The organism is Paraburkholderia sp. HP33-1, from assembly GCF_021390595.1.
Lineage (GTDB): Bacteria > Pseudomonadota > Gammaproteobacteria > Burkholderiales > Burkholderiaceae > Paraburkholderia.
In genome coordinates this window covers 37,359-58,455 of sequence record NZ_JAJEJR010000001.1, presented here as the reverse complement: position 1 = coordinate 58,455, position 21,097 = coordinate 37,359, and the positions used below count along the sequence as shown (strand labels likewise).

The window sequence follows — 21,097 nt, the reverse complement described above, 5'->3', positions numbered from 1 at the left end:
AAACGCGCAATTATGATGGCGCGCTTTTATCGCACTTGACACGACCAGTTCGCGCCTTGTGCTATAAAGCGGTCGTTATTGGGTCGAAAACGGTCTGAAGCGAGCGTCGCGCGCGATTCTCGCGCTCAAGGCCACCAACCCCGATCTACCAACCTCACATCGAGTCATGTCCAAAGCACTGATCATCGCCGAAAAGCCTTCTGTCGCGAACGACATCGCGCGCGCTTTGGGCGGCTTTACCAAGCATGACGAGTACTACGAAAGCGACGACTACGTCCTTTCCTCGGCAGTGGGCCACCTGCTGGAAATCGCCGCGCCCGACGAATACGAAGTCAAGCGCGGCAAGTGGAGCTTTGCCAACCTGCCCGTCATTCCTCCGCATTTCGATCTGAATCCGATCGCGAAGAGCGAATCGCGCCTGAAGGTGCTGACCAAGCTGATGAAGCGAAAGGACGTCGACCGTCTGATCAACGCATGCGACGCGGGGCGCGAGGGCGAGCTGATTTTCCGCCTGATCGCGCAGCACGCGAAAGCCAAACAGCCAGTGCAACGGCTGTGGCTGCAGTCGATGACGGCCGGCTCGATCCGCGACGGTTTCGCGCGTCTGCGCAGCGACGAAGAGATGCAGCCGCTCGCCGATGCGGCGCGCTGCCGCTCGGAGGCGGACTGGCTCGTCGGCATCAACGGCACGCGCGCGATGACGGCGTTCAACAGCAAGGGCGGCGGCTTCTTCCTGACCACGGTCGGGCGCGTGCAGACGCCGACGTTGTCGATCGTCGTCGAGCGCGAAGAGAAAATTCGACGCTTCGTTCCGCGCGACTACTGGGAAGTGAAGGCGGAATTCGTCTGCGCGGGCGGCTTCTACGAAGGCCGTTGGTTCGACCCGAAATTCAAGCGCGACGAATTCGACCCGGAGAAGCGTGATTCGCGCCTCTGGTCGCTGCCCGCGGCAGAGACGATCGTCGCGGCTTGCCGCGGCCAGCTCGGCACGGTGACCGAGGAGTCGAAACCGTCGACGCAGCTGTCACCCGCCCTGTTCGACCTGACCAGCCTGCAGCGTGAAGCCAACGGCCGCTTCGGCTTTTCCGCGAAGAACACACTGGGTCTGGCTCAGGCACTGTACGAAAAGCACAAGGTGCTGACCTATCCGCGAACCGACGCGCGCGCGCTGCCGGAAGACTATCTGGACACGGTCAAGCAGACGCTCGGCATGCTCAAGGAGAGCAACAACTACCTGCCGTTCGCGAAGCAGGTGCTCGACAAGGGCTGGGTGAAGCCGAACAAGCGCATCTTCGACAATTCGAAGATCAGCGACCACTTCGCAATCATCCCGACGCTGCAGGCGCCGAAGATTCTGTCCGAGCCGGAACAAAAGCTTTACGACCTCGTCGTGAAGCGCTTCCTCGCTGTGTTCTTTCCGGCCGCCGAATACCGTGTGACGACACGCATCACCGAGGTGGTCGGCCATCAGTTCAAGACCGAGGGCAAGGTGCTGGTCGAGCCGGGCTGGCTGCAGATCTATGGCCGCGAAACTAGCGGTGATGACGCGAACCTCGTGCCGGTCCAGAAGGACGAAAAGGTCAAGACCGACAAAATCGCCGCGCAGCAACTGGTCACGAAGCCGCCCGCACGCTACAACGAAGCGACGCTGCTGTCGGCAATGGAAGGCGCGGGCAAGCTGGTCGAAGACGACGAGTTGCGCGAAGCGATGGCGGCCAAGGGGCTCGGCACGCCGGCGACGCGCGCGGCGATCATCGAAGGTCTGCTCACCGAAAAGTACCTGATCCGCGAAGGCCGCGATCTGATTCCGGCCGCCAAGGCCTTCCAGCTGATGACGCTCTTGCGCGGCCTCGGCGTGAAAGAGCTGACCGCGCCGGAACTGACCGGTGAGTGGGAATACAAGCTGTCGCAGATGGAGCGCGGCAACCTTCCGCGCGACGCGTTCATGCAGGAAATCGCGCGCATGACGCAGACCATCGTGAAGCGCGCGAAGGAATACGATTCCGACACGATCCCGGGCGATTACGCGACGTTGCAGACACCTTGCCCGAATTGCGGCGGCCAGGTGAAGGAAAACTACCGGCGTTTCGCGTGCTCGAAGTGCGACTTCTCGATCTCGAAGATTCCAGGCGGCCGTCAGTTCGAGATCGCCGAAGTCGAGGAACTGCTGCAGAACAAGACGATCGGGCCGCTGTCGGGTTTCCGCAGCAAGATGGGCCGGCCGTTCTCGGCAATCCTGAAACTGTCGCTCGACGACGAGATCAAGAACTACAAGCTCGAGTTCGACTTCGGCCAGGATGCGGGCGGCGAAGACGGCGAACCGCCCGACTTCTCCGATCAGCAGCCAGTCGGCGCGTGCCCGAAGTGTCAGGGCCGCGTGTTCGAGCACGGCATGAGCTACGTCTGCGAGAACTCCGTCGCCAATCCGAAGACGTGCGACTTCCGCTCCGGCAAGGTCATCCTGCAGCAGGAAATCGCCCGCGAGCAGATGGCCAAGCTGCTTGAGGAGGGGCGTACCGATCTGCTGACGAACTTCAAGTCATCGCGTACGGGCCGTAACTTCAAGGCGTTCCTCGTCAAGCAGAACGACGGCAAGATCGGCTTCGAATTCGAGAAGAAGGAGCCGGCGGCGGCGAAAACCGCGGCGGCGAAGACTTCGGCCGCTCGCTCGGCGGCGAAGGCGAAGGCCATGCCGGAATCGGACGAAGGCGATACCGCGGTGGCCGTGAAGGCCGAGCCGGCGGAAAAGAAGGTGGCGGCGAAGAGAGCGCCCGCCGCCAAGACCGCAGCAGCCAAGAAGGCACCGGCGAAGAAAACCGCGACGCGTAAAACCGGCTCGTAAGGCGGCCCTCGGATCGGCGGCTCGCGGGTGTTAGCGGCGGTGACCGCGTGAGCCGCCACTCGGTGATCCGTGCATCGGAGGTCGCTGCTTCGTCCGCCTCTGCCCATGAAAAAAGGCGCAGTCACTTCAGGTGACTGCGCCTTTTTATTGTCCGCCCGCAGAGCTGCGGGCTTCGGCATTGAGAGATTTACAGCGGCGACAACGCCGTGGGCCGTGTGCGATTCGTCGACTTCGTCGGCGGCTTTGGCACGACCGGTGACAGCTCGCTATCGAGCAGCCGCGACAGCGGTTCGGCGCCATCGAATGCTTCTGGCGCGCGCAACTCGGCAGACTCGAAGGCGGCCGACGTTGCCGGCCGCTCCAGACCGTCCTTGATCCATTGCTCGCCAAGCACACCGTTCGGCGTCTGGTTGAAATACTCAACCAGATGGTCGATGAACGTGCGCACCTTGGCCGGCAGGTGACGGCGGCTCGGATACGCAATGTTGATCTCGACCTGCGGCAAACGATAATCTCCGAGCAGACGCACGAGCCGGCCGCGCGTCATGTCGCGACCGATCAGGTAGCTCGGCAGGATGGCGATGCCCATGCCGAGCAGCGCAAACTGCCGCAACATTTCCGTATTGTTCGCGACGATCACGTTCGACGGCCTCACACGCACTTCGCCTTCCGGCCCAGTGAACACGCGCTCATCGCCCCAGTATTCCGACGGCAGGCTCAGGCACGGATGCTCAAGCAGATGTTCGGGACGTGTCGGTGTGCCATGCTTTTCCAGATACGCCGGCGTCGCGCAGACGGTCATGCAGCCGGTGGTCAGACGCCGTGTGACGATGCTCGCGCTGCGCATTTGCCGCGCGATCACGACGCCGACGTCGAAGCCTTCCTCGACGAGATCGACCTGACGATCGACCAGTGTGACGTCGGGAATGACTTTCGGATAGCGCTCCGCGTACGTCTGCAGCACGGGCGCGAGGTTATGCAGCCCGAACACGACGGGCGCGACGATGCGCAGCGTGCCGACCGGTTCGTGATTGCGCGCCACCACCATTTGTTCGACGTCTTCCAGTTCGTCGAGAATCTGACGGGCGCGCTCGAGATAGACCTGACCGGATTCGGTCAGCGACAAGCTGCGGGTCGTGCGATTGAGCAGCCGCGTACCAAGACGGCCTTCGAGGTCGGCAACGTGCCGGGTGGCGACCGCATTGGAAATATCCATCGCGCTCGCGGCGCGGGCAAAACTGCCGAGATCCGACACCTTGACGAAAACTCGCATCGACTGCAAATGATCCATAGGACAACTCCCTGCCTTGTTACTGCTTCCTGACAATTGGTGAAAACCAGTGAAGCGAACTTGGAATTCTCCTACGACTCGCAAAATCGTGCAGAAGTTGCCTCCGCAATAGGAAATATCGCAATTTTGGTACGACTGTGTCGATAAAAGCGGGGCCTGACCGCAGATTATTCCCAAAAGAAAAACAATCTGCTGCACTGCAGCTTGCTCTGCCTCTTTTGTCCGAACAGACGTAAAGGTCGTACGGCCGTTACGGGATAGGAAAAAATCGAGACGAACCTGGTGCCCAAAGAAAAAGCCGCCCAAGGGCGGCTCTTCGTGCTGAGTGAGTACTCACATGATCAGGCTGTGAGCTTTTCCTCCAGCGCGCGCTTCGCTTCGGTCAGTGCCGGCGGCAGACCATGTTGCAGCGTGTCAAACAGCTCCGAGTGCAGCACAAGTTCGTTGCGCCATGCGGCGGCGTCGACGGAAATCACCTGCTCGAACTGCTCGCGGGTGAAGTTGAGGCCGCTCCAGTCGATGTCCTCGTAGTGCGGAGAAACGCCGAAAGCATGCTCTTCACCCTTCGCGGCGCCCTCGACGCGGCCGACCATCCAGCTCAGCACGCGCATGTTCTCCCCGAAGCCCGGCCACACGAACTTGCCGTCCGCGCCCTTGCGGAACCAGTTCACGCAGAAAATTTTCGGCAGCTTCGCGCTCAGCTGTTGCAGACGCTCGCCGGTTTTCAGCCAGTGGCTGAAATAGTCGCTCATGTTGTAGCCACAGAACGGCAGCATCGCGAACGGGTCGCGGCGCACCACGCCCTGCTGGCCAGCAGCCGCGGCGGTGGTTTCCGAGCCCATCGTCGCCGCCATGTAGACGCCCTCGACCCAGTTGCGCGCTTCGGTGACGAGCGGCACGGTGGTAGAGCGGCGGCCACCGAAGATGAATGCATCGATCGCGACGCCGGCCGGGTTTTCCCACTCCGCATCGATCGACGGGCACTGCGAAGCCGGCGCCGTGAAGCGCGCGTTCGGATGCGCCGCCTTGCGGCCGCTTTCCTTCGCGTCGGCCGGCGTCCAGTCCTTGCCTTGCCAGTCGATCAGGTGCGCCGGCGGCTCGTCGGTCATGCCTTCCCACCAGACGTCGCCGTCGTCGGTCAGCGCGACGTTCGTGAAGATCACGTTTTCCTTCAGCGTGGCGAGCGCGTTGTAGTTGGTCTTTTCGCTCGTGCCCGGCGCGACGCCGAAGTAGCCGGCTTCCGGATTGATCGCGTACAGCCGGCCGTCCTTGCCCGGCTTGATCCACGCGATGTCGTCGCCGATCGTCGAAATTTTCCAGCCGTGCAGGCCGGCCGGCGGGATCAGCATCGCGAAGTTGGTCTTGCCGCACGCCGACGGGAATGCCGCCGCCACGTGATGCTTGCGCCCTTGGGGTGACGTAACGCCGAGAATCAGCATGTGTTCGGCAAGCCAGCCTTCGTCGCGGCCCATCGTCGATGCGATGCGCAGCGCAAAGCACTTCTTGCCGAGCAGCGCATTGCCGCCATATCCCGAGCCAAAGCTCCAGATTTCGCGCGATTCGGGGAAATGCACGATGTACTTGGTCTTGTTGCAAGGCCACGACACGTCCTGCTCGCCGGCCGCAAGCGGCGCGCCGACCGAATGCACGCATGGCACGAACTCGCCATCCTCGCCCAGCACGTCGTACACTTTGCGGCCCATGCGCGTCATGATGCGCATATTGGTCACGACGTACGGGCTGTCGCTCAGCTCGACGCCGATGTGCGCGATCGGCGAGCCGAGCGGGCCCATCGAGAACGGCACCACGTACATCGTGCGGCCGCGCATCGCGCCGTCGAACAGGCCGTCGAGCGTCGAGCGCATTTCGTCTGGAGCGATCCAGTTGTTGGTGGGGCCGGCATCTTCTGCGCGCTGCGAGCAGATGAAAGTACGATCCTCGACGCGCGCGACGTCGGACGGATCGGAGCAGGCGAGATAGGAATTGGGACGCTTGGCGGGGTTGAGCTTCTTCAGGGTACCGGCTTCGACCATCTGCGCGCACAGGCGGTCATACTCCTCCTGCGAACCGTCGCACCAGACCACTTTTTCGGGCTTGGTCAGCGCGGCGACGCGCTGGACCCAGTCGATCAGCTTGCGGTGTTTGACCCATGTGGGCGCCTGAATAGTGGGCTGCCCTTCGAACGAGGGAAGATTCATCGACTTGTCTCCGTTAAAAGCAATAGAAAAACGGTACAAGCCCTCGGACGCTGCATGCGAGAGGCATTATATTCATCGCGCCGACGTGTCGATTCGACCGCCGACGCACGATTGCGCAGATCGTCCTGGGCCACACAGCTTGCCAGGCGGAGACCCGCTCCAGACAAGGCTTCTGCAACCTTGTGTAAAGCGACTTGCCTCAACACGCAACAAACTGCTAAAAACGTTCTCAATTCGCCTTCACCCAGCGCTGTCGTTCTTTTGTGTGCGACAGCTTCTACGGTAGGGCATTCAGCCAGACCAGCGTGTGACCTAAGTCACACGCTGGGACAGTGAGCATAACATTCCGTTCGCACCAACGAGGTGCGCCGCAAATTACATACCATGAAGATTGCCATCCTCGACGATTACCAGGACGCCGTTCGCAAGCTCGACTGCTTTCAATTGCTGGCCGACCATGAAGTCAAAGTTTTCAACAATACCGTGCGCGGTCTCGGACAACTGGCAAGCCGGTTGGCCGAAGTCGACGCCCTCGTCCTGATTCGCGAACGTACCCGCATCACCTCGCAACTGCTCGACAAGTTGCCGCGTTTGCGCATGATCAGTCAAACCGGCAAAGTGTCGAACCACATCGATCTGGCAGCCTGTACCGAGCGCGGCATCGCCGTGCTCGAGGGCACCGGCTCGCCGGTCGCGCCGGCCGAGCTGACGTGGGCACTCATCATGGCCGCCCAACGGCGCATTCCGCAATACGTGGCAAACCTTAAACAGGGCGCCTGGCAGCAGTCGGGGCTAAAGACGTCGGCACTGCCCCCGAACTTCGGCCTGGGTCAGGTGCTGCGCGGACAGACGCTCGGGATCTGGGGCTACGGCAAGATCGGCCGCCTGCTGGCCGGCTACGGCAAGGCGTTTGGCATGAACGTGCTGGTGTGGGGCCGCGAGCATTCGCGCGAAGCCGCTCGCGCCGACGGCTACGGCGTCGCGGCGACTCGTGAGGAGCTGTTCGAGAACAGCGATGTGTTGTCGCTGCATCTGCGTCTGCATGACGACACGCGTGGCATCGTCAAGCAGGACGATCTGATGCGCATGAAGCCGACCGCACTACTCGTGAACACTAGCCGCGCCGAGCTGCTCGAAGAGAACGCGCTGGTGAGCGCGCTGTCGCACAACCGTCCGGGGATGGTCGCGATCGACGTATACGAAAGCGAGCCGATCCTGCAGGGCTACAGCCTGCTGCGCATGGAAAACGTGATCTGCACGCCGCACATCGGCTATGTGGAGCGCGAGAGCTATGAGCTGTATTTCTCCGCGGCGTTCAGGAACATTCTCGCGTTCGATGCCGGCGATACCGCCAGTATCGCGAATCCGGAGGCGCTGCAAGGCGGGCGTCGGCGGTGATTGGCGGGTGAGGCGGCTGGCGGGTCGGGTTTGGCCCGCCGGGCTGCGTCGCTCACCGCGCTTCGTGCGCTGCCGCCTCCATCAGCGCAGGCACGCGTTCAAGGAAGACCTCGCCATCAGCGCGGCCGAGGTTATAAGCGTGGACCATCTGCGACGGACTCGTGTAGTCCCAGCTTGAAATTGGCACCTTGCGCGACGGCTGCACGTAGAGCCGCTGCTGCACGCCGTGCGGTACGACGAACATCTGCGGCCGCGGATAAAGACGCGTGACCATCACGAGCACGTTACCCGGTACATCGGCGTCGAGCGCGCTAACCGGGACGTTATCCACCATCCCACCGTCCAGCACCGGCCGGCCGTTGCGCCGCAGAACCGGCGTGAACGGCGGCGTACTAGACGATTGCAGGATCAGGTCCGCAAGCTCGTCGACGCTCGCGCAATCCTGCGCGCGCACGAATTCCGGATGAAAACCGAGCGTCTGACCGAGCGTCGGATGCAACGACTTGCGCACGTATTTTTCGATGTTGTACGCGACCAGCCCCGCTGCTACCGCGCTTCTTGCGCCGAGCCAGCGCGGCAGATGAGATACGCCGATGCGGATTTCCGGCGCCTGCGCGAGCTTCGAAAACTTGTCGCCGTAGATGTCGAGCAGCGCCTGCCGGTAGATCCGGTAATGCGGAAATACCGACTCGCCGCGCAGCAGGTTGCCCCAATAGGCATTGCGCGTGTTGTGACGCAGAGCGTCTTCGTAATAGCGCATGACCCAGTCGGAATCGCCGCGCGTGTAAATCATGCACGCAGTCGCGGCGCCGGCCGAAATGCCGGTGATCACGCGCGGACGGATGTCGAGCTGCGGCTGCACGACGTCCCAGAAACCCGCCTGCCACCAGCAGCGGTTACCGCCGCCGGCGAATACGACCTGATCGAACATGCTGCTTTTCCTTGCTTTCCTTGGCTCTTGCTATGGGTACTTTGTGCCACCTGCCCGCTCGGATCGAGCGGGCATTCACCCGAGCAGTGCGTAAGTCGTGGTGGCTTGAACGGCCATGGTGCCGCCTTCGTCGAACACGAGATTGCGGCCCATGCGCGGCACTCGCGCCTCGATCAGCACGTCGCCCTTGCGGACCGCGCGCATGAAGTTGATGTTCAGCGACACCGTGCTCATAGGCTTGAAGCCGCCGAGCGCGGCGGTAATCGCGACGACCATCGCCGTATCGGCGGCTGCCATGAACACCTGGCCGCCAATCATGCCGCCCGAGTGACGCCACTCGCGGGAAAACGGCAGACGAAGCGTCGAGCTTTCCTCGTCGACCTTGATCGGTGTCAGCGTGAGCGACCGGGCTCATGGCGCGAGGACCCGGTCGGGCAACTCGGTAATCGCATTGTCATCCATGAATATCCCCCGGTCGAACGTCGCGTTGCGCCGCGTGCGTCGAGGTGTCCGCGACATCATACCGGCAGCGCCGGATGCGTCGACGTTTTCGGAATGGCGGTTTCATCGACGGAGGACTCGAGCTCCAGCGACGTGCTTTTTTTAATGAAACTGCTAAAAGGGCTTGGCAATCTCGAGAAGATCCTGCATAATCTCGTTTCTGTTGGGGCGTTAGCTCAGTTGGTAGAGCAGCGGACTCTTAATCCGTAGGTCGAGTGTTCGAGTCACTCACGCCCCACCAAAGAATTTCCTTAAGAATCAAGAAACTATGCCGCTCTAGCCAGCGGCATTTTTTCTTTCTGCTCCCCGGTGCTTGACCAAAACTTGACCGTGTCCGCGTGGGCGGCCAAGTGGCTAGGGGCGAGGTGGGCGTACTTCTGCACCATCTCGATCGTTTCCCATCCTCCCAGCTCCTTCAGCACCATCAGCGGCGTGCCACGCTGGACGTGCCAGCTTGCCCAAGTATGGCGCAGGTCATGCCAGTGGAAATCCTCGATGCCGACCGCCCGACAGGCCCGCTCGAAATCCCGCGTGTCGATTTGCTGGATGCGAGCGTCCAGCCCCTCTCCACGCGTAAAAGCCAGGCGTTCCGCCGACTTCAACCGGCGAGTCAGCACGCCGACCGCGTCACCATTCAAGGGTACCGCGCGGGCACGCTTGGATTTAGCCCCCTCATGCGTGACCCATGCATTGCTCTGGGCCAGATCGACCTGGGACGGCGTGAGTCCAAACAGCTCGGACTGACGCATGCCCGTGGCTACGGCAACAACAGCAGCGTCGCGCATCCAGGGCAACCGTAGCGCGTTGATAAGCGCAGTAATTACCTCGGGTGACTCCCAGCGAACACGCACCTCCGGCTCGATGTACCGGGGAAACCTGGGCACCCGGTCGATCCACTCCCACGCCACGCACAGATTCAGCAGGCGCTTGATGGTGGCGATATACCGGTTGCGCGTGCTACCGGTTAGCAACTCCACGGGCTTGCCCTTGACAACCCGGTGCGTGGGCAACGAGTCGGTGATTTCGTCAGAGGTTAAAGAACGAACCAGACGGCCGGGAAACTGCTCGCGCCAGTACGCGATATGCCGAAGCTTCGTCGCGTAATCGCGCTGGCCCTCACATTCCCGCAAGAACCGCACGGCGGCCTCCTCAAATGTTCTGTCAGGGGCCTCGCCAAGCTTGTCCTGCCGCCACAGATCGGCTTTCAGCCGGTCGTGGTATTCCTGCGCTTCCTTTTTGTCCGCAGTGTCAGCAGAGCGTCTAATTCTCTGACCGCCTGGCGTGCGGATGTCGAGGTGCCAGATACCGGATTTTTTATCTTTGCGGATTGCCATGCATTTTCTCCAGCGACCCGCATCGATAGCCGGGTTCCATTGTTCTTGGTTTCACTCAGTTCGGCAAGTCTGGAAGGCAGCACTCGCCAAACGCGCGATCCTGGCAACCGAAACCCGATATGCTCTCGCATGGAGAAAACCGTGCTGTACGAAAGTTGCAGCCGATCGGCGACTTGTCGCAGAGTTAGGGCAACGTCATCACTCACTTTCGCTGTCCCCCTTGCCCTTCTCGTATTTCTGGACTTTTTCGTCGATCGCACGTTTTTTTGCCGCCAACTGCTTGCGCTGCGTTTGGGCTTTCTGCGATTTTTTCGCGGCAGCGCTCCCCTTCGCAGAAGCGGCCATGCCAAGGAATTCCATCACCTGCGCCAGGTACCCTGCCCCGATCCCATTGAGTCCACAATTCTTGCCGGAAGAAGCAAGCAGAGGCCACCCATTGCGGGTTGCATCCGGAGGCGGCAAGGCATCACGAGCCTGCTCTGCCGTGAGGCGGCCGTCCCGCTCCGCCTGCTCCAAGGCCTGCCGGCGACGATCCGGATCAGCACCAAACGAGATGCGCCAAATCACCGGCTGATCCGTTGCGACCGCCCGCTCGATAATGCGGACGTAGGCTGCCTTGAAGGCCATTCGGGCTGCCACGTTCCCCCGGCCATCAAAGAGCGGCTTTGCGTTCGACCACGCTTCGGCAATCTGATCCGTCCAGATCACCGTTTCGTTTTCATCGACTGCCACTGAGGCAAGCGCCCAAGCCTCGTCAGCCTCCAGATGATCTTGACGACGCTTTGGGAGATACTTGAGGATCGCCGCCGGCGTCGGCGCAAAGTCGCTTACGTCGAGGTGCCTCGAAAGTGCAGAAGCCACCATTTCCAACGGGTACGGCTCAAGCTTGCCCCACCAAACACCCAATACCTCAGGATCAGGCAGCGGCTGGCGAACCGTACGGAACGTCCGAGAAAGCATCTTCAGGAAAACCTGTTTTTCGTTGGGCTTCATGCCGCTCACTCCATGTCAAGGATGTTGGGATCTGCTTCGCCACCAAGAAATGCCGCAGCATTCGCCGCACTAACGGCTGCAAGATTGTTTTTGGGTTGAGCCTCGGGCGGATTCAAATCGTTCGCAATGAAGCGGTCGATCTGGTCTGCGTCGCGCAAAATGAGAGCGAGGCCGGTGTAGCGCTGGCCCTTCTCGTTCTTCCCCATGTTGTAGGGAGTTTGGCTACAACCACGTATGGCCAAGCACAGGTCGCGCGGCGAATAGCCCATCGTGAGCGCGCCCTGGATGGCCTTCCGCCGGCTGCCGTCAAGCTTCGAGCGCGATGAATTCATAGTTTTTCTCCAGTAATCGAAAATTTCCTCGACGACATCGCGCCCGTCTGCCTGCTCCTGTTCCTGTTCCTGTTCCTGTTCCTGTTCCTGTTCCTGTTCCTGTTCCTGTTCCTGTTCCTGTTCCTGTTCCTGTTCCTGTTTCGCCGATACCTTTTCCCGAGACTTCCTGGATGCCTTTGGCGCCAGTCCGAAAGTCTCATCAAAAGCCTTTCCGAAAGCCTCCCCGATAACATGAACGTTGATCCGAAGCGATGCCATTGCCTCGCACTTCAAGTCACACTCGGGGATCAACTCCCATTCCTTCCCCCAAGACTTCACGACATTCGGGGATTGAGGCGGGTTGCACTTCAGGGCATTGGGAACCCAAACCACGCGGGCAGCCCAGTCCGCTTTTGCCATGCCCTTCTTCGAGATTTCTGCGAAGGCCTTGTCGAATTCGTCGAGCGTCCAGCCCAGTTCTTCTGCCATCGCCGCGCGCCCCGTGCGAAAAATTCCGGGAATGTGGCGAGTGTGATGACCGGTGAGCAGGTAAATCCAAAGGCCCTGTCCACAGACCTGGATCGGCGTCAGCTGGCGAAACTTCTCGTCGCCCCACATACGCACTTCGATACGGCGATAAATCGCCTTGGAGGCCTGAAAATCCTCCGTGAAGGCATGAGGCACGGTACGGGGATCAACCATCGATACCCCTCTTGCCGAAAATCGGCACATGCAGTACCCCAGGCACGCAGTTGCTGAACATACTTTCTCCCATTCGCCCCCCAATTTGGTTAGCAGAAGGCGAACGCCACCCTCAGCCATTAACTGATTTATTTAGCAAACCGAAATTAATGGATGAGATCATCCTTCAGCCTGCCCGATGAAAAACTAACGATAGGAGACTTGACGTATGCGTGGGAAAAAACGGATACTGCGATTTCCAGTCAGCAGCATTCTTCTTTCTCAGCGCAACGCTCCCAGGCAAATCCGCGCTACATGTCAAACCTCCTTTTGGTTATTGGCCTGTCTCTGGCTACAAATCGCCAGGCATTGCCACTGCCATCGATGCGACACTCACCCGAGTCAGCCATTCCACAATGTCGGTGGTCAATGCAAACCACCCTTTGCGGCCCTCCAATTCGAAAACCCTGACCGGCAGTTTTCCCTGCCTGACTGCCCGGCGAAACGTCACGGCAGACCTGAACCCCAATGCCTGACGCAGATCTGCACCGCCGATCAACGGACCAAATTGGCACATCAGTTTTTCCTCAAGCTCCAAGTCGTTTTTACCTCCCATGGTCATTTGCGATCGTTCACAGTATTTGAGCGTATTTTGCCGATCTGGTACGAATCGTGGTCGCCTTTAATTAGTGAATTATTTGTTCCATCCAGCCATGAAAACCCTGCACGCCAAAGTCGATCCTGAGAATAAATTCCTGGCCCGAGCACAAGCTATCCTGGACGAGGAAAGGACTCACTCACAAATGCTGGTAGATGAGGAGAAGGCTCTTGAACAGGATCTGAAGGCTTTACTCAAGCAAGGGCAAAGAGCGTGGATCAAATCCGAACCCAAGCCACCGCAGCCCGGACGCCCGCCTAAATCGCCCATCGAAAAGCTGCAGGTTTGGACGTGGTACTACAAGGTCAAATCGATCTGCCCGCCGGACTGGAGTGATGAACGACGCGATCGGGAATTCGCGGGTACCAGCAGAACTGATCGCGGAAAAATTTTTGCGCGCGTGCTGAGTGATGGCTGGCATCCAAGAAAAGTGTCTGTCGAACGTAAAGTCGGCTCGTCAACCAAGACTTCGATGTACCTGACCGAAGCAGTTGATAAGACGAGGCACCGAGATGGGACACAACCCTTCGAAGGGACAAAGGCGTTAATTGAATCGCCGTTCTGGACAATATTTGGGAAGGAAGCCCCGAATTTGAAGATGGTTCGGCAGGAGCTGAACGCATTGCTCGATCATCATGGGCTCGTGCGTCTTGAGAAGGACCTCTCAAAAATTGTCGACCCTTACGTCCACAAGATCGCCGCTGACTCGCAGGGAACCATCACCGAACTATCATTTGCCGGCGTTTATACCCAGTGGTTGAATTTATCCTTATCCCGCGTCCCGGACAGACTGGATCGACTCACAATCGTAGGACTTCTCCTGCGTGAATCGCTACTGCTTTCTTATATTGATATGGCCATTATCCTGGACCGGATTGTCTGGGATCAGGTCGTGCAATTCGCCAGTCAATCCTGGATGGAACCTCTGAAAGAAAAATTCGTGACGGTAGTCAGTGAGTACATTCGTCGCGGTCACGTTGATCCACTAGATGAGTCTGGCCTGTACGGTAGCGCCTCATTCCGAGCAGTTTCCGGATACGTCATCGCACGGGACAGTAGTTTTTTGAGCGGATCGGTCAATCCAGCTGAAAGGGATCAATGGGTCGAAGGTCTGAATACGACGTGCGAAGAAATGTCACACGTGGCGACCAACCTTCATGGTCCGTGGGATACCACCCCGCAATCGTAGTGATGGCTATAGCGCGATGCCGAACTCACACTGCCACGCAGACGAACTGAAGTATCCGCTCAAGCTCGTCAAAGTACGCGTCAGCCGCTTCGGGATGTTGTACGCGGATATGCGCATTCACCTCTACCAGGCAGAAGGTGCGCTCGTGCATCGGGACTCGAAGGCCATCACGCTTTCCTACAATGCGCGGTTGATGCGTTGGGTCTACGGCAGCGTCGGGGTCAGCCATGTCAATCACATGACGAGCATTGCCTATCAGCCGAATACCAGGTCGGCGCTTAACTTGTTGGGTAATCTGAACATCTTTTTCTGACTGACCTGAGACGGGTTAGCGCGGCCGATACCTCGCTGAATAAAGCTAAAAATTTCGCGATTTTTGTACAATTCCCAATGGAATTTCCGTCGCACCCTGATACGTAAACGAAAAATCGGAACCTCTATTAATCATGTCGCCTTCGGCGACTCATTTTTACGCCCGCACACCCTCTAAATATAAATGCCGTCTCTTTATGCCGTCCCCGCGGACGCCCACTAGGCCAGTGTTTCATCCGGTCTATGTGCACTACACACTGCACACTGCACACTGCACATATCGCAGTGTGCAGTGCACATATCGCATTGCACATTCGATCAGAAAATCGCGGGTTCACCTGGCATCGCAGATCATCCATAACACGTATTGATAATTGTAAAAGTAGATTTATATTCCATTTAATTAGCTTTGCTAATTTATAATGATGAAAATCATCCTCGGCGTATGCGCCATGCTCCATCCCGACAAAATCCGCTACATGCAGCGCCTCCAGCAGGCTGCGACCCATCAGCACTTCTTCTATACGTCGGGACGAACGGACCTCGCGGGCTTCGACCGACTTGCAAAAAAATTCGCTGAAGCCTATGGCACGGAGCTCAGTCGCCAGACCAAGCACAAACGCCGAATGGCCGGTGAGGCCAGCACCTGCCTGCATGCCGTACGATTGACTGCGCGGGGCGCAAACGGACAACGGGTTGTCGACTGGGTATTACTGGCAAGCGAAGGCCGTGGCCTCGTAACCCAACGCGAGCAGCTTCAGGATCTGCGCGATCCGCATTCGCGGCTGAAATCATCCGATCAGCAACACGAACTGGTCCACGACGGCAAATCCTGGTCGTGGCGATTAACCCATCGCAGCTACAACCTGTGCCTCGATCGCATTCATCGGATCGCTTCATTGTCCCCGGATCGGCGCCGGCAGATCGAAATCGACGGTGCCTTGCGGGACGCCGATGCCGAGATCCTGCTCGACCGGCTGTACGCTGAGCCGGGTTTTCGTCTCGTGCGCCGACAGGTCGGCAAGCTTGTCGCCGAACTGCGGCGCGACTGGAAACGCCTGCGGCCGGCCAGTGGGCCGCAATTGTCCGAACGTTCTTTCCTTGCTTACGTCCGTTTCCTGCCGGATCGGCCCGTGATTAATGGGCTGACACATGCGGAAAGACGCGAGGCCTTTCTGTGCGCATTTCCCGAACAGGCCGAAAACACGGTCGTTTCCTGACGTTACTGATCAGACGTAACGCTTCAGCGCCCCCAAATCAACATGGCCATGGTGACCAGGGTCGCGATCGATCCGATCGCGCCGGAAATCACCGCCGACAATGCAACGACTGCTTCCCGGCCCTGTGCGCGAGGAAACAGGCGACGCGCGATCGCAATCATCCTTCCGTCCATTATCGGGTCCTCCACTCTCTACGTTAGGTCAAGCCCGGTATCCGAACACGCATATACGCACGTGTTCGACATAACGATGTGCCACGACAACCAACCGGAGCCATCACATGTCGACTCGCGACCCCTTCCAGGAATTTCTCAACCAGATCCTGCACAATAACCAGCCCAACCAGGACCTCGTCGACGATGGGGTTCCTGCCCTGCGCCGGCTGTTCGCCATCGCCCACGAGGACTCAGGAGCGAGCTATGTCGTTGCCCTGTTCCTGCTCGGCCTGTACAACTCGAAGCGTTTCCCGTTTCAGCTCACCGACCTGCGCATGCTCGACCGGGAATGCTTCGACGACGTACTTCGTGTTCTTAAAATGGACACCCTGGCCTGCTCGCACAGTATCGATCAATATTTTTGCCTTGGTGCAAAACGCTTCGAGCAACTGGCGATCGACTGGGGGCTCGTTGACTCATCCGACTAATTGACGCAGTTCCCCGTGGCAATGCCACGGGGAGAAAGCCGAGGCACGGAATCGTTCTATCAGAACTTCCGGTAGTTTTCGAGCGGTAGACCATTTTTCTCGATGTAGTCGTTGTAGTACGCGATCGCTTCCGCGTTTTCCTTCAGCCATAGCTCGGCACGCCTGTCGGACGTGGCGCGGGCAAGTTCCGCTTCTGTCACGTTCGAGACATCAACGCCCAGATTTTTTGCCTCAGAAAGAAGGTTTTCAGTCGGCGAGGCATTCGCCCTTCTTTCCGGGATACCGGTATAGGTCGCCATCGTCAATCTCCACACTGATCATCGGTCAGCACAACGTCAACACATGGTGTATCCGCTTCCCTGATTCTAGAACGCAAAATACGGCCCGGTTCTGCCCGGCGTCGAGGCATTGTCGATGGCGGCCTTAGCGCGCAGCTGGTGTGTCAGCCCCCAGGCGCTTCAGACCATCCACGAAGCCGCCGACGTAATCCGGGCTGAATTCGAACGTCAAACCCTTGCGGACCTCGTACGCGACCGTCACCGGCTTGTAGCCGTCGCTCGTCGACTCATATTTTGTCAGCGTCTTGCCCGCGAAAATCCGGACAGGCTGATTCTGACGATACGCATCCTCAAGCACGCTGGCCGGCAGGTCGATCATCTGGGTCCACGAGGCCCCGCTACCGGTACTGTTGAAGCATTCGAGGTTTTTGATCATCTCGCCATTCAAGTCGGCGACGTGGCCGAGCGGCACATAGGTACCGTCGCTCTTCACCAGCCAGAACTCGATGCCCTGACCCGCATGGAAGCCGTGATAGCCATGCACGACCTCGTTATCGCTCGGGCAGCGCTCTTCCGGATGATTCCTGCGCCACGCATCGACAAAGCCACCGTTCACGATCACGCCAGCGACGATCCGGTATGCCTGCGCATGATTGATCGTGTTGTAGTTCGTCGAGGCCAGTTGCAGATTCAGATCGAGCCAGCCATGGAAATCCGGATCGTTGACGAACTGCTGCCGGTAAAGCTGCGGTGCGGCATACGTCCTGACCATATTGCAACTGTCGCAGCCGGGATACCCGGTCCTTAGCGCGACCTTCGCTGCGACCTGGTCCCGCGTGAGCGGTGCGGTGCTGACTGCGCAGCCAGACAGCGCAATGGCACCCGCGAGCGATGTGGCAAACAGAAACTTCTTCATTGTTGATCCCCGAATAGAAAACGACGCGCAGCAGTGGACAGCATCCTGCCCACGGCATGGATGACAACCAGATGGATTGGCAGCTGGAACCTGAAAACGATTCAGGTCAGGCAGGCGCGTGCGCGGTGCATCACGGCGAGGTAATTCGACTTTGACTTCGCAATTTCTGTGGCCTCGAGGTGCTGTCTTGTTCTTCCAGCGCAAATTTCCACCGGAAAGCTGCGTTATTTGTAGCTGTTACCTGAATAGGTTGCTACGATAATCGTAGTATGTCAACTGATAGCCTGATCATGCCAGGGAGCCATCCAGACGGGTCGATGTCATGTGGAGCATCCGCTTCCCGCGGAGTAGCCCGGAGACTCGCAACAGAAGGGGAACAAGATGAAGTCGCTGATACTGGCCTATCGCCGATTGGCCCGGGCACCGTTCATGATTCGGGCACTGGTGGGTCTGCTGACGTTTGCAACGGCGGTCCTGATCGAAGTTTTGCTGGATGCTGTCTGGACGCATTTCCACATCGACCTGTATACCGCCGACCGCTTCGTGCATGTGGTCGCCTCGCCCATCGTCGGTCTGCTGGTTGCACCCATGCTGTCTTCTCTCGCTCCCCTGTTTCATGGAACGCCGTCGGGCAGAACACAGCGATTTGACTGCGACGATCCATTCGATCGAGGAAATGAAGTGACTGCTCATGCCCTGCGTCACGATGACTTCGATTTCCCCAACCTTCACGACGACGACTCACGGGATTGGCCGGGACGTCTCGACTCGGGAGCAGACTGGCACACTGATCCCAGCTATTCATGGTTTTCGGGAAACATTTTCTACGACGATCCACATCGGTCGTGAAACCATGCGGGCTGACTATTCCCCGCGGGTTTCGCGCGTCTCGAAGGAGTATCTCCAATGAATGCTTTCATGCGCGAATTCATCAAGGCGGCCAGGGAGGCCCCACGGCTATTCTTCCTGCCACTCACCGGTGCAATTGAAGCGGTTCGCCGGGAGGTGGGCGACAGCCGATGCGGTCGGGACCCGAAAGAGCCTGCCAATGCCCGCTCCCATCGTGGCGTCCACGATTCGCGCTGACCGGGAATCACCGGGCACGGACCGAGTCCTATACCGATTTCCCTGATCTGATACGAGTCATGGCGCTGACCCTATACATTCTTGCCGTCGGCATCCCGATCGTGATCGGCGCATTCTGGCTGGCAGCGAAGCAACTCGAAGCCGAGAAGGCGAAGAAAGCTCGCGACGAGAAGCGGCAGGCGTAGGCAGGCGCCTGAGGCACCACTCTCGATCGACGCCGATGGAACGCTCCTGACATCGACAGGCTCACTTGCACCGGTTTCGCAACCAGAGACAGGCTTGTCACCCTCAGGATTACCACACTCAGATACTACGATATTCGTAGTATCTGGAAAATCCATTAACTACGACATTCGTAACCTTGGAAAATACAGGGTTACGCAATGTCGGCAGCAGGAAATACGGTTTTTGGAAGTCGGCTGAAAGAAGCCCGGCTTCGCGCCGGCCTGTCGCAAAAATCGCTTGGCATCGCGGCCGGTCTTGATCCGTTCGTCGCCAGCACGCGCATCAATCGCTATGAACTGGATATCCACAAGGTGGATTACCCGTTCGCCTGCCGGCTGGCGGCTGAGCTTTCGGTGCCCGTGGCGTACTTCTATACAGACGACGACGAACTGGCGGAATTGATCCTGCTGTACGGACAGGCATCGAAGCGGGCGCGAAGCCGGTTGCTTGCCGCTGCCCGCGAAATGTAATCGCACGCGGTCCCGGCGCAGACCGGCCTGTATCGGTATACCCACTGACCGGCAACAGAAAGGAAAACTGCCGGGTGGAACTACCCCGGCAGCGGTTGTGCGCCACATCATGTGACGACTTTGGCCATGCGGCCGTTGGTCTGATGTTTTTACTACGTCGTTTCTCCGTGAAAATGAGCAGGGCGGCCAGGCCCTGCCATGGTTCAGAACACACTCGTACACTTCAAAATACCGCTCCGGCCTTTCGCTCCGCCCGGACAACCGTCAGGTCTGCCCTCGCATCGCGGCTAATCAGCCAGTCTCCCTCACCTTTACCTTGCCCGGTGCCACCCGGGCTCAATCGGTATGCAGGTGATTCCCACGTTAGCCATGTACGTCGACATGACACGCCGCCGCGCTCCGCTACCAGCAATTAGCCCTGCGGGCCTACCCCGCCTTGTGGCGGGTTTCAGGGGGTCGAGGTTCCAGAGCACCTCCCCTACTTTGCCGGCGCATCACCGCGCCCTGACTAGCTGATCCACCTCCCGGTGAATCAACCAGCGGCTTGTCACGACTTACCCGGATGCATCCTCTGCGGATGCAACGTACGGCTTGAGCTATCCAGCGATCTCATCAGCTTGCGCCAACAAGTACCAGACGATCCAGATTTCTCCTCACGTCCCTGCGCCATTCCTGACGCCTCAGCAGCCCACCGCCCGGGACACCGTCCGACCCTCTCGGGCCGCCCGTTGTCGGGATTTCCACCCATTCGCACGTGGCAGGGTTACCTCAGTCACCTGAGGCCCCGTGTCCGTGTCGCCCAACTTCCCGCTCCGCAAAACTGGATTGGGTCGAAGGGGGCATTGCAGCCCCCAGCGCCCTGCGTAACGTGGCGAGCCCGATTATGGGCACCACGCTTCAGCGGTCAATTTCAATCGATTGGCAGTCGACTGAAACCGAAGTGCACGAACGTGTCTGGGGTTGGCAGCCCCAGCACATTCAGGAGAGTGTGTGGACTACCGACCCTTTCACAGATCGAATAGTTATCCTAACAGTAATTCAAGAAATCACCATACGCGCGCCTGTTATAGGGATATTCGTCGATTGGCAGGGTAACGGGTACGCATACTCGGCCGATCCCGTTTTATCAATTCGCGCTCGCCATCACCTGCTGTCAGGCCAAACACCAATCCCATCGTGGCCCGGCGCAACAGGAGAATGAGCAATGGAAAACATCCCCCAATCCGCAAAGCACGTCGCGTGCGATTTCTTTCTTGATGTCGAATTGCTTTGTATCGTGCGCGATGAGGCGGTGTTCGATTTCGGTGAAGAAGTTCGCGTTATCCGGCTGGAGAACAGTGCAGCGCAGGTCGGCGAAGTCGGGCGCCTGGTGGTATTTCACACCGGGCACGGCGCACAATGGCAGTTTCGCCCCTACCGATCCGGCGATTGGCGCAGAGTGCCCGATCTGGACACCGCATCCTGCTGGGCCTGGCGCTGCATAAAGACCGGCGAATTCACCACCACCGCCATCGGCACCCTGCCGAGCCATACGCCAACCTCTCAACTTCCACCGAAAGATGAGCGCGACGGGTTGCCGTTTTAATGAAGGACACAGGAGGGCAAATTGCCCTCCTGTTT

General features: G+C 59.1%; 21 protein-coding genes, 1 tRNA gene and 1 pseudogene. 12 read left to right on the top strand and 11 right to left on the bottom strand.

What is annotated here, in order from left to right:
- Positions 1 to 166 precede the first annotated feature (166 nt).
- Complete coding sequence (locus tag L0U81_RS00240; protein ID WP_233799610.1) at positions 167 to 2,842, top strand: DNA topoisomerase III; 2,676 nt, start codon at positions 167 to 169, stop codon at positions 2,840 to 2,842.
- Between the two features lie 187 nt (positions 2,843 to 3,029).
- On the opposite strand, the gene L0U81_RS00235 is transcribed toward L0U81_RS00240, so the two are convergent.
- Together L0U81_RS00235 and L0U81_RS00230 are read right to left on the bottom strand one after the other, a co-directional pair.
- Entirely contained in the window at positions 3,030 to 4,133 is a 1,104-nt protein-coding gene (locus tag L0U81_RS00235) for a LysR family transcriptional regulator (protein ID WP_233799609.1), read from the bottom strand.
- Positions 4,134 to 4,474: 341 nt separating this feature from the next.
- On the bottom strand, positions 4,475 to 6,331 hold the full coding sequence (locus L0U81_RS00230) for a phosphoenolpyruvate carboxykinase (GTP) (protein ID WP_233799608.1): 1,857 nt from the start codon (positions 6,329 to 6,331) through the stop codon (positions 4,475 to 4,477).
- Positions 6,332 to 6,715: 384 nt separating this feature from the next.
- On the opposite strand from L0U81_RS00230, the gene L0U81_RS00225 reads away from it, so the two are divergent.
- Positions 6,716 to 7,729 carry a D-2-hydroxyacid dehydrogenase family protein gene (locus L0U81_RS00225; protein WP_233799607.1) on the top strand — a complete coding sequence of 338 codons (1,014 nt, stop codon included), beginning with the start codon at positions 6,716 to 6,718 and terminating at the stop codon, positions 7,727 to 7,729.
- 52 nt (positions 7,730 to 7,781) lie between these two features.
- On the opposite strand, the gene L0U81_RS00220 is transcribed toward L0U81_RS00225, so the two are convergent.
- Together L0U81_RS00220 and L0U81_RS00215 are read right to left on the bottom strand one after the other, a co-directional pair.
- Entirely contained in the window at positions 7,782 to 8,660 is an 879-nt protein-coding gene (locus L0U81_RS00220; protein WP_233799606.1) for a patatin-like phospholipase family protein, read from the bottom strand.
- 75 nt (positions 8,661 to 8,735) lie between these two features.
- Positions 8,736 to 9,122: pseudogene (locus tag L0U81_RS00215) on the bottom strand (PaaI family thioesterase).
- A gap of 204 nt (positions 9,123 to 9,326) precedes the next feature.
- Here L0U81_RS00215 and L0U81_RS00210 point away from each other — a divergent pair.
- A tRNA-Lys gene (locus tag L0U81_RS00210) sits at positions 9,327 to 9,402 on the top strand.
- Between the two features lie 25 nt (positions 9,403 to 9,427).
- On the opposite strand, the gene L0U81_RS00205 is transcribed toward L0U81_RS00210, so the two are convergent.
- The 4 genes from L0U81_RS00205 to L0U81_RS00190 all read right to left on the bottom strand — a co-directional run bounded on the left by L0U81_RS00205 (position 9,428) and on the right by L0U81_RS00190 (position 13,102).
- A complete protein-coding gene (locus L0U81_RS00205; protein WP_233799605.1) occupies positions 9,428 to 10,495 on the bottom strand; it encodes a tyrosine-type recombinase/integrase in 1,068 nt (355 codons plus the stop codon).
- A 198-nt stretch (positions 10,496 to 10,693) separates the two neighbouring features.
- Positions 10,694 to 11,488 (bottom strand): hypothetical protein, encoded by a 795-nt coding sequence (locus tag L0U81_RS00200; protein ID WP_233799604.1) that lies wholly within the window; start codon positions 11,486 to 11,488, stop codon positions 10,694 to 10,696.
- A gap of 5 nt (positions 11,489 to 11,493) precedes the next feature.
- Positions 11,494 to 12,501 carry a hypothetical protein gene (locus tag L0U81_RS00195; protein ID WP_233799603.1) on the bottom strand — a complete coding sequence of 336 codons (1,008 nt, stop codon included), beginning with the start codon at positions 12,499 to 12,501 and terminating at the stop codon, positions 11,494 to 11,496.
- 331 nt (positions 12,502 to 12,832) lie between these two features.
- Positions 12,833 to 13,102, bottom strand: a complete 270-nt coding sequence (locus L0U81_RS00190) for a hypothetical protein (RefSeq protein WP_233799602.1) — start codon at positions 13,100 to 13,102, stop codon at positions 12,833 to 12,835.
- 91 nt (positions 13,103 to 13,193) lie between these two features.
- Between L0U81_RS00190 and L0U81_RS00185 the strand changes: the two genes are divergently transcribed.
- From L0U81_RS00185 to L0U81_RS00175, 3 genes are all read left to right on the top strand, one after another.
- A complete protein-coding gene (locus tag L0U81_RS00185) occupies positions 13,194 to 14,327 on the top strand; it encodes a hypothetical protein (RefSeq protein ID WP_233799601.1) in 1,134 nt (377 codons plus the stop codon).
- A gap of 16 nt (positions 14,328 to 14,343) precedes the next feature.
- Positions 14,344 to 14,640 (top strand): hypothetical protein, encoded by a 297-nt coding sequence (locus L0U81_RS00180; protein WP_233799600.1) that lies wholly within the window; start codon positions 14,344 to 14,346, stop codon positions 14,638 to 14,640.
- A 421-nt stretch (positions 14,641 to 15,061) separates the two neighbouring features.
- Positions 15,062 to 15,859: a hypothetical protein gene (locus L0U81_RS00175; RefSeq protein ID WP_233799599.1), complete on the top strand. Its 798-nt coding sequence runs from the start codon at positions 15,062 to 15,064 to the stop codon at positions 15,857 to 15,859.
- 23 nt (positions 15,860 to 15,882) lie between these two features.
- On the opposite strand, the gene L0U81_RS00170 is transcribed toward L0U81_RS00175, so the two are convergent.
- Positions 15,883 to 16,020 carry a hypothetical protein gene (locus L0U81_RS00170; protein WP_233799598.1) on the bottom strand — a complete coding sequence of 46 codons (138 nt, stop codon included), beginning with the start codon at positions 16,018 to 16,020 and terminating at the stop codon, positions 15,883 to 15,885.
- Positions 16,021 to 16,139: 119 nt separating this feature from the next.
- Between L0U81_RS00170 and L0U81_RS00165 the strand changes: the two genes are divergently transcribed.
- Positions 16,140 to 16,502, top strand: coding sequence for a DUF7673 family protein (locus tag L0U81_RS00165; protein WP_233799597.1), 363 nt, complete (start codon positions 16,140 to 16,142; stop codon positions 16,500 to 16,502).
- 59 nt (positions 16,503 to 16,561) lie between these two features.
- Here the strand turns inward: L0U81_RS00165 and L0U81_RS00160 are convergent, their stop codons facing one another.
- Complete coding sequence (locus L0U81_RS00160) at positions 16,562 to 16,801, bottom strand: type II toxin-antitoxin system CcdA family antitoxin (RefSeq protein ID WP_233799596.1); 240 nt, start codon at positions 16,799 to 16,801, stop codon at positions 16,562 to 16,564.
- 124 nt (positions 16,802 to 16,925) lie between these two features.
- On the bottom strand, positions 16,926 to 17,696 hold the full coding sequence (locus tag L0U81_RS00155) for a hypothetical protein (protein WP_233799595.1): 771 nt from the start codon (positions 17,694 to 17,696) through the stop codon (positions 16,926 to 16,928).
- A 381-nt stretch (positions 17,697 to 18,077) separates the two neighbouring features.
- Between L0U81_RS00155 and L0U81_RS00150 the strand changes: the two genes are divergently transcribed.
- From L0U81_RS00150 to L0U81_RS00135, 5 genes are all read left to right on the top strand, one after another.
- Positions 18,078 to 18,545, top strand: coding sequence for a hypothetical protein (locus L0U81_RS00150; protein WP_233799594.1), 468 nt, complete (start codon positions 18,078 to 18,080; stop codon positions 18,543 to 18,545).
- Between the two features lie 57 nt (positions 18,546 to 18,602).
- Positions 18,603 to 18,782, top strand: a complete 180-nt coding sequence (locus tag L0U81_RS00145) for a hypothetical protein (RefSeq protein ID WP_233799593.1) — start codon at positions 18,603 to 18,605, stop codon at positions 18,780 to 18,782.
- A 59-nt stretch (positions 18,783 to 18,841) separates the two neighbouring features.
- Positions 18,842 to 18,967, top strand: a complete 126-nt coding sequence (locus tag L0U81_RS33470; protein ID WP_267956367.1) for a hypothetical protein — start codon at positions 18,842 to 18,844, stop codon at positions 18,965 to 18,967.
- Positions 18,968 to 19,165: 198 nt separating this feature from the next.
- A complete protein-coding gene (locus L0U81_RS00140; protein WP_233799592.1) occupies positions 19,166 to 19,477 on the top strand; it encodes a helix-turn-helix domain-containing protein in 312 nt (103 codons plus the stop codon).
- A gap of 1,204 nt (positions 19,478 to 20,681) precedes the next feature.
- Entirely contained in the window at positions 20,682 to 21,062 is a 381-nt protein-coding gene (locus tag L0U81_RS00135) for a hypothetical protein (protein ID WP_233799591.1), read from the top strand.
- The last annotated feature ends 35 nt before the right edge of the window (positions 21,063 to 21,097 follow it).

Excerpts from the sequence above, each read along its gene's own strand:
- L0U81_RS00225 (WP_233799607.1), top strand. The coding sequence starts at position 6,716 with ATGAAGATTGCCATCCTCGACGATTACCAGGACGCCGTTCGCAAGCTC.
- L0U81_RS00180 (WP_233799600.1), top strand. The coding sequence starts at position 14,344 with ATGCCGAACTCACACTGCCACGCAGACGAACTGAAGTATCCGCTCAAG.
- L0U81_RS00240 (WP_233799610.1), top strand. The coding sequence starts at position 167 with ATGTCCAAAGCACTGATCATCGCCGAAAAGCCTTCTGTCGCGAACGAC.
- L0U81_RS00190 (WP_233799602.1), bottom strand. The coding sequence starts at position 13,102 with ATGACCATGGGAGGTAAAAACGACTTGGAGCTTGAGGAAAAACTGATG.
- L0U81_RS00140 (WP_233799592.1), top strand. The coding sequence starts at position 19,166 with ATGTCGGCAGCAGGAAATACGGTTTTTGGAAGTCGGCTGAAAGAAGCC.
- L0U81_RS00150 (WP_233799594.1), top strand. The coding sequence starts at position 18,078 with ATGAAGTCGCTGATACTGGCCTATCGCCGATTGGCCCGGGCACCGTTC.
- L0U81_RS00155 (WP_233799595.1), bottom strand. The coding sequence starts at position 17,696 with ATGAAGAAGTTTCTGTTTGCCACATCGCTCGCGGGTGCCATTGCGCTG.
- L0U81_RS00220 (WP_233799606.1), bottom strand. The coding sequence starts at position 8,660 with ATGTTCGATCAGGTCGTATTCGCCGGCGGCGGTAACCGCTGCTGGTGG.
- L0U81_RS00195 (WP_233799603.1), bottom strand. The coding sequence starts at position 12,501 with ATGGTTGATCCCCGTACCGTGCCTCATGCCTTCACGGAGGATTTTCAG.
- L0U81_RS00145 (WP_233799593.1), top strand. The coding sequence starts at position 18,603 with ATGAATGCTTTCATGCGCGAATTCATCAAGGCGGCCAGGGAGGCCCCA.
- L0U81_RS00175 (WP_233799599.1), top strand. The coding sequence starts at position 15,062 with ATGATGAAAATCATCCTCGGCGTATGCGCCATGCTCCATCCCGACAAA.
- L0U81_RS00235 (WP_233799609.1), bottom strand. The coding sequence starts at position 4,133 with ATGGATCATTTGCAGTCGATGCGAGTTTTCGTCAAGGTGTCGGATCTC.
- L0U81_RS00230 (WP_233799608.1), bottom strand. The coding sequence starts at position 6,331 with ATGAATCTTCCCTCGTTCGAAGGGCAGCCCACTATTCAGGCGCCCACA.
- L0U81_RS33470 (WP_267956367.1), top strand. The coding sequence starts at position 18,842 with ATGGCGCTGACCCTATACATTCTTGCCGTCGGCATCCCGATCGTGATC.
- L0U81_RS00200 (WP_233799604.1), bottom strand. The coding sequence starts at position 11,488 with ATGAAGCCCAACGAAAAACAGGTTTTCCTGAAGATGCTTTCTCGGACG.
- L0U81_RS00185 (WP_233799601.1), top strand. The coding sequence starts at position 13,194 with ATGAAAACCCTGCACGCCAAAGTCGATCCTGAGAATAAATTCCTGGCC.
- L0U81_RS00205 (WP_233799605.1), bottom strand. The coding sequence starts at position 10,495 with ATGGCAATCCGCAAAGATAAAAAATCCGGTATCTGGCACCTCGACATC.
- L0U81_RS00165 (WP_233799597.1), top strand. The coding sequence starts at position 16,140 with ATGTCGACTCGCGACCCCTTCCAGGAATTTCTCAACCAGATCCTGCAC.
- L0U81_RS00135 (WP_233799591.1), top strand. The coding sequence starts at position 20,682 with ATGGAAAACATCCCCCAATCCGCAAAGCACGTCGCGTGCGATTTCTTT.
- L0U81_RS00160 (WP_233799596.1), bottom strand. The coding sequence starts at position 16,801 with ATGGCGACCTATACCGGTATCCCGGAAAGAAGGGCGAATGCCTCGCCG.
- L0U81_RS00170 (WP_233799598.1), bottom strand. The coding sequence starts at position 16,020 with ATGATTGCGATCGCGCGTCGCCTGTTTCCTCGCGCACAGGGCCGGGAA.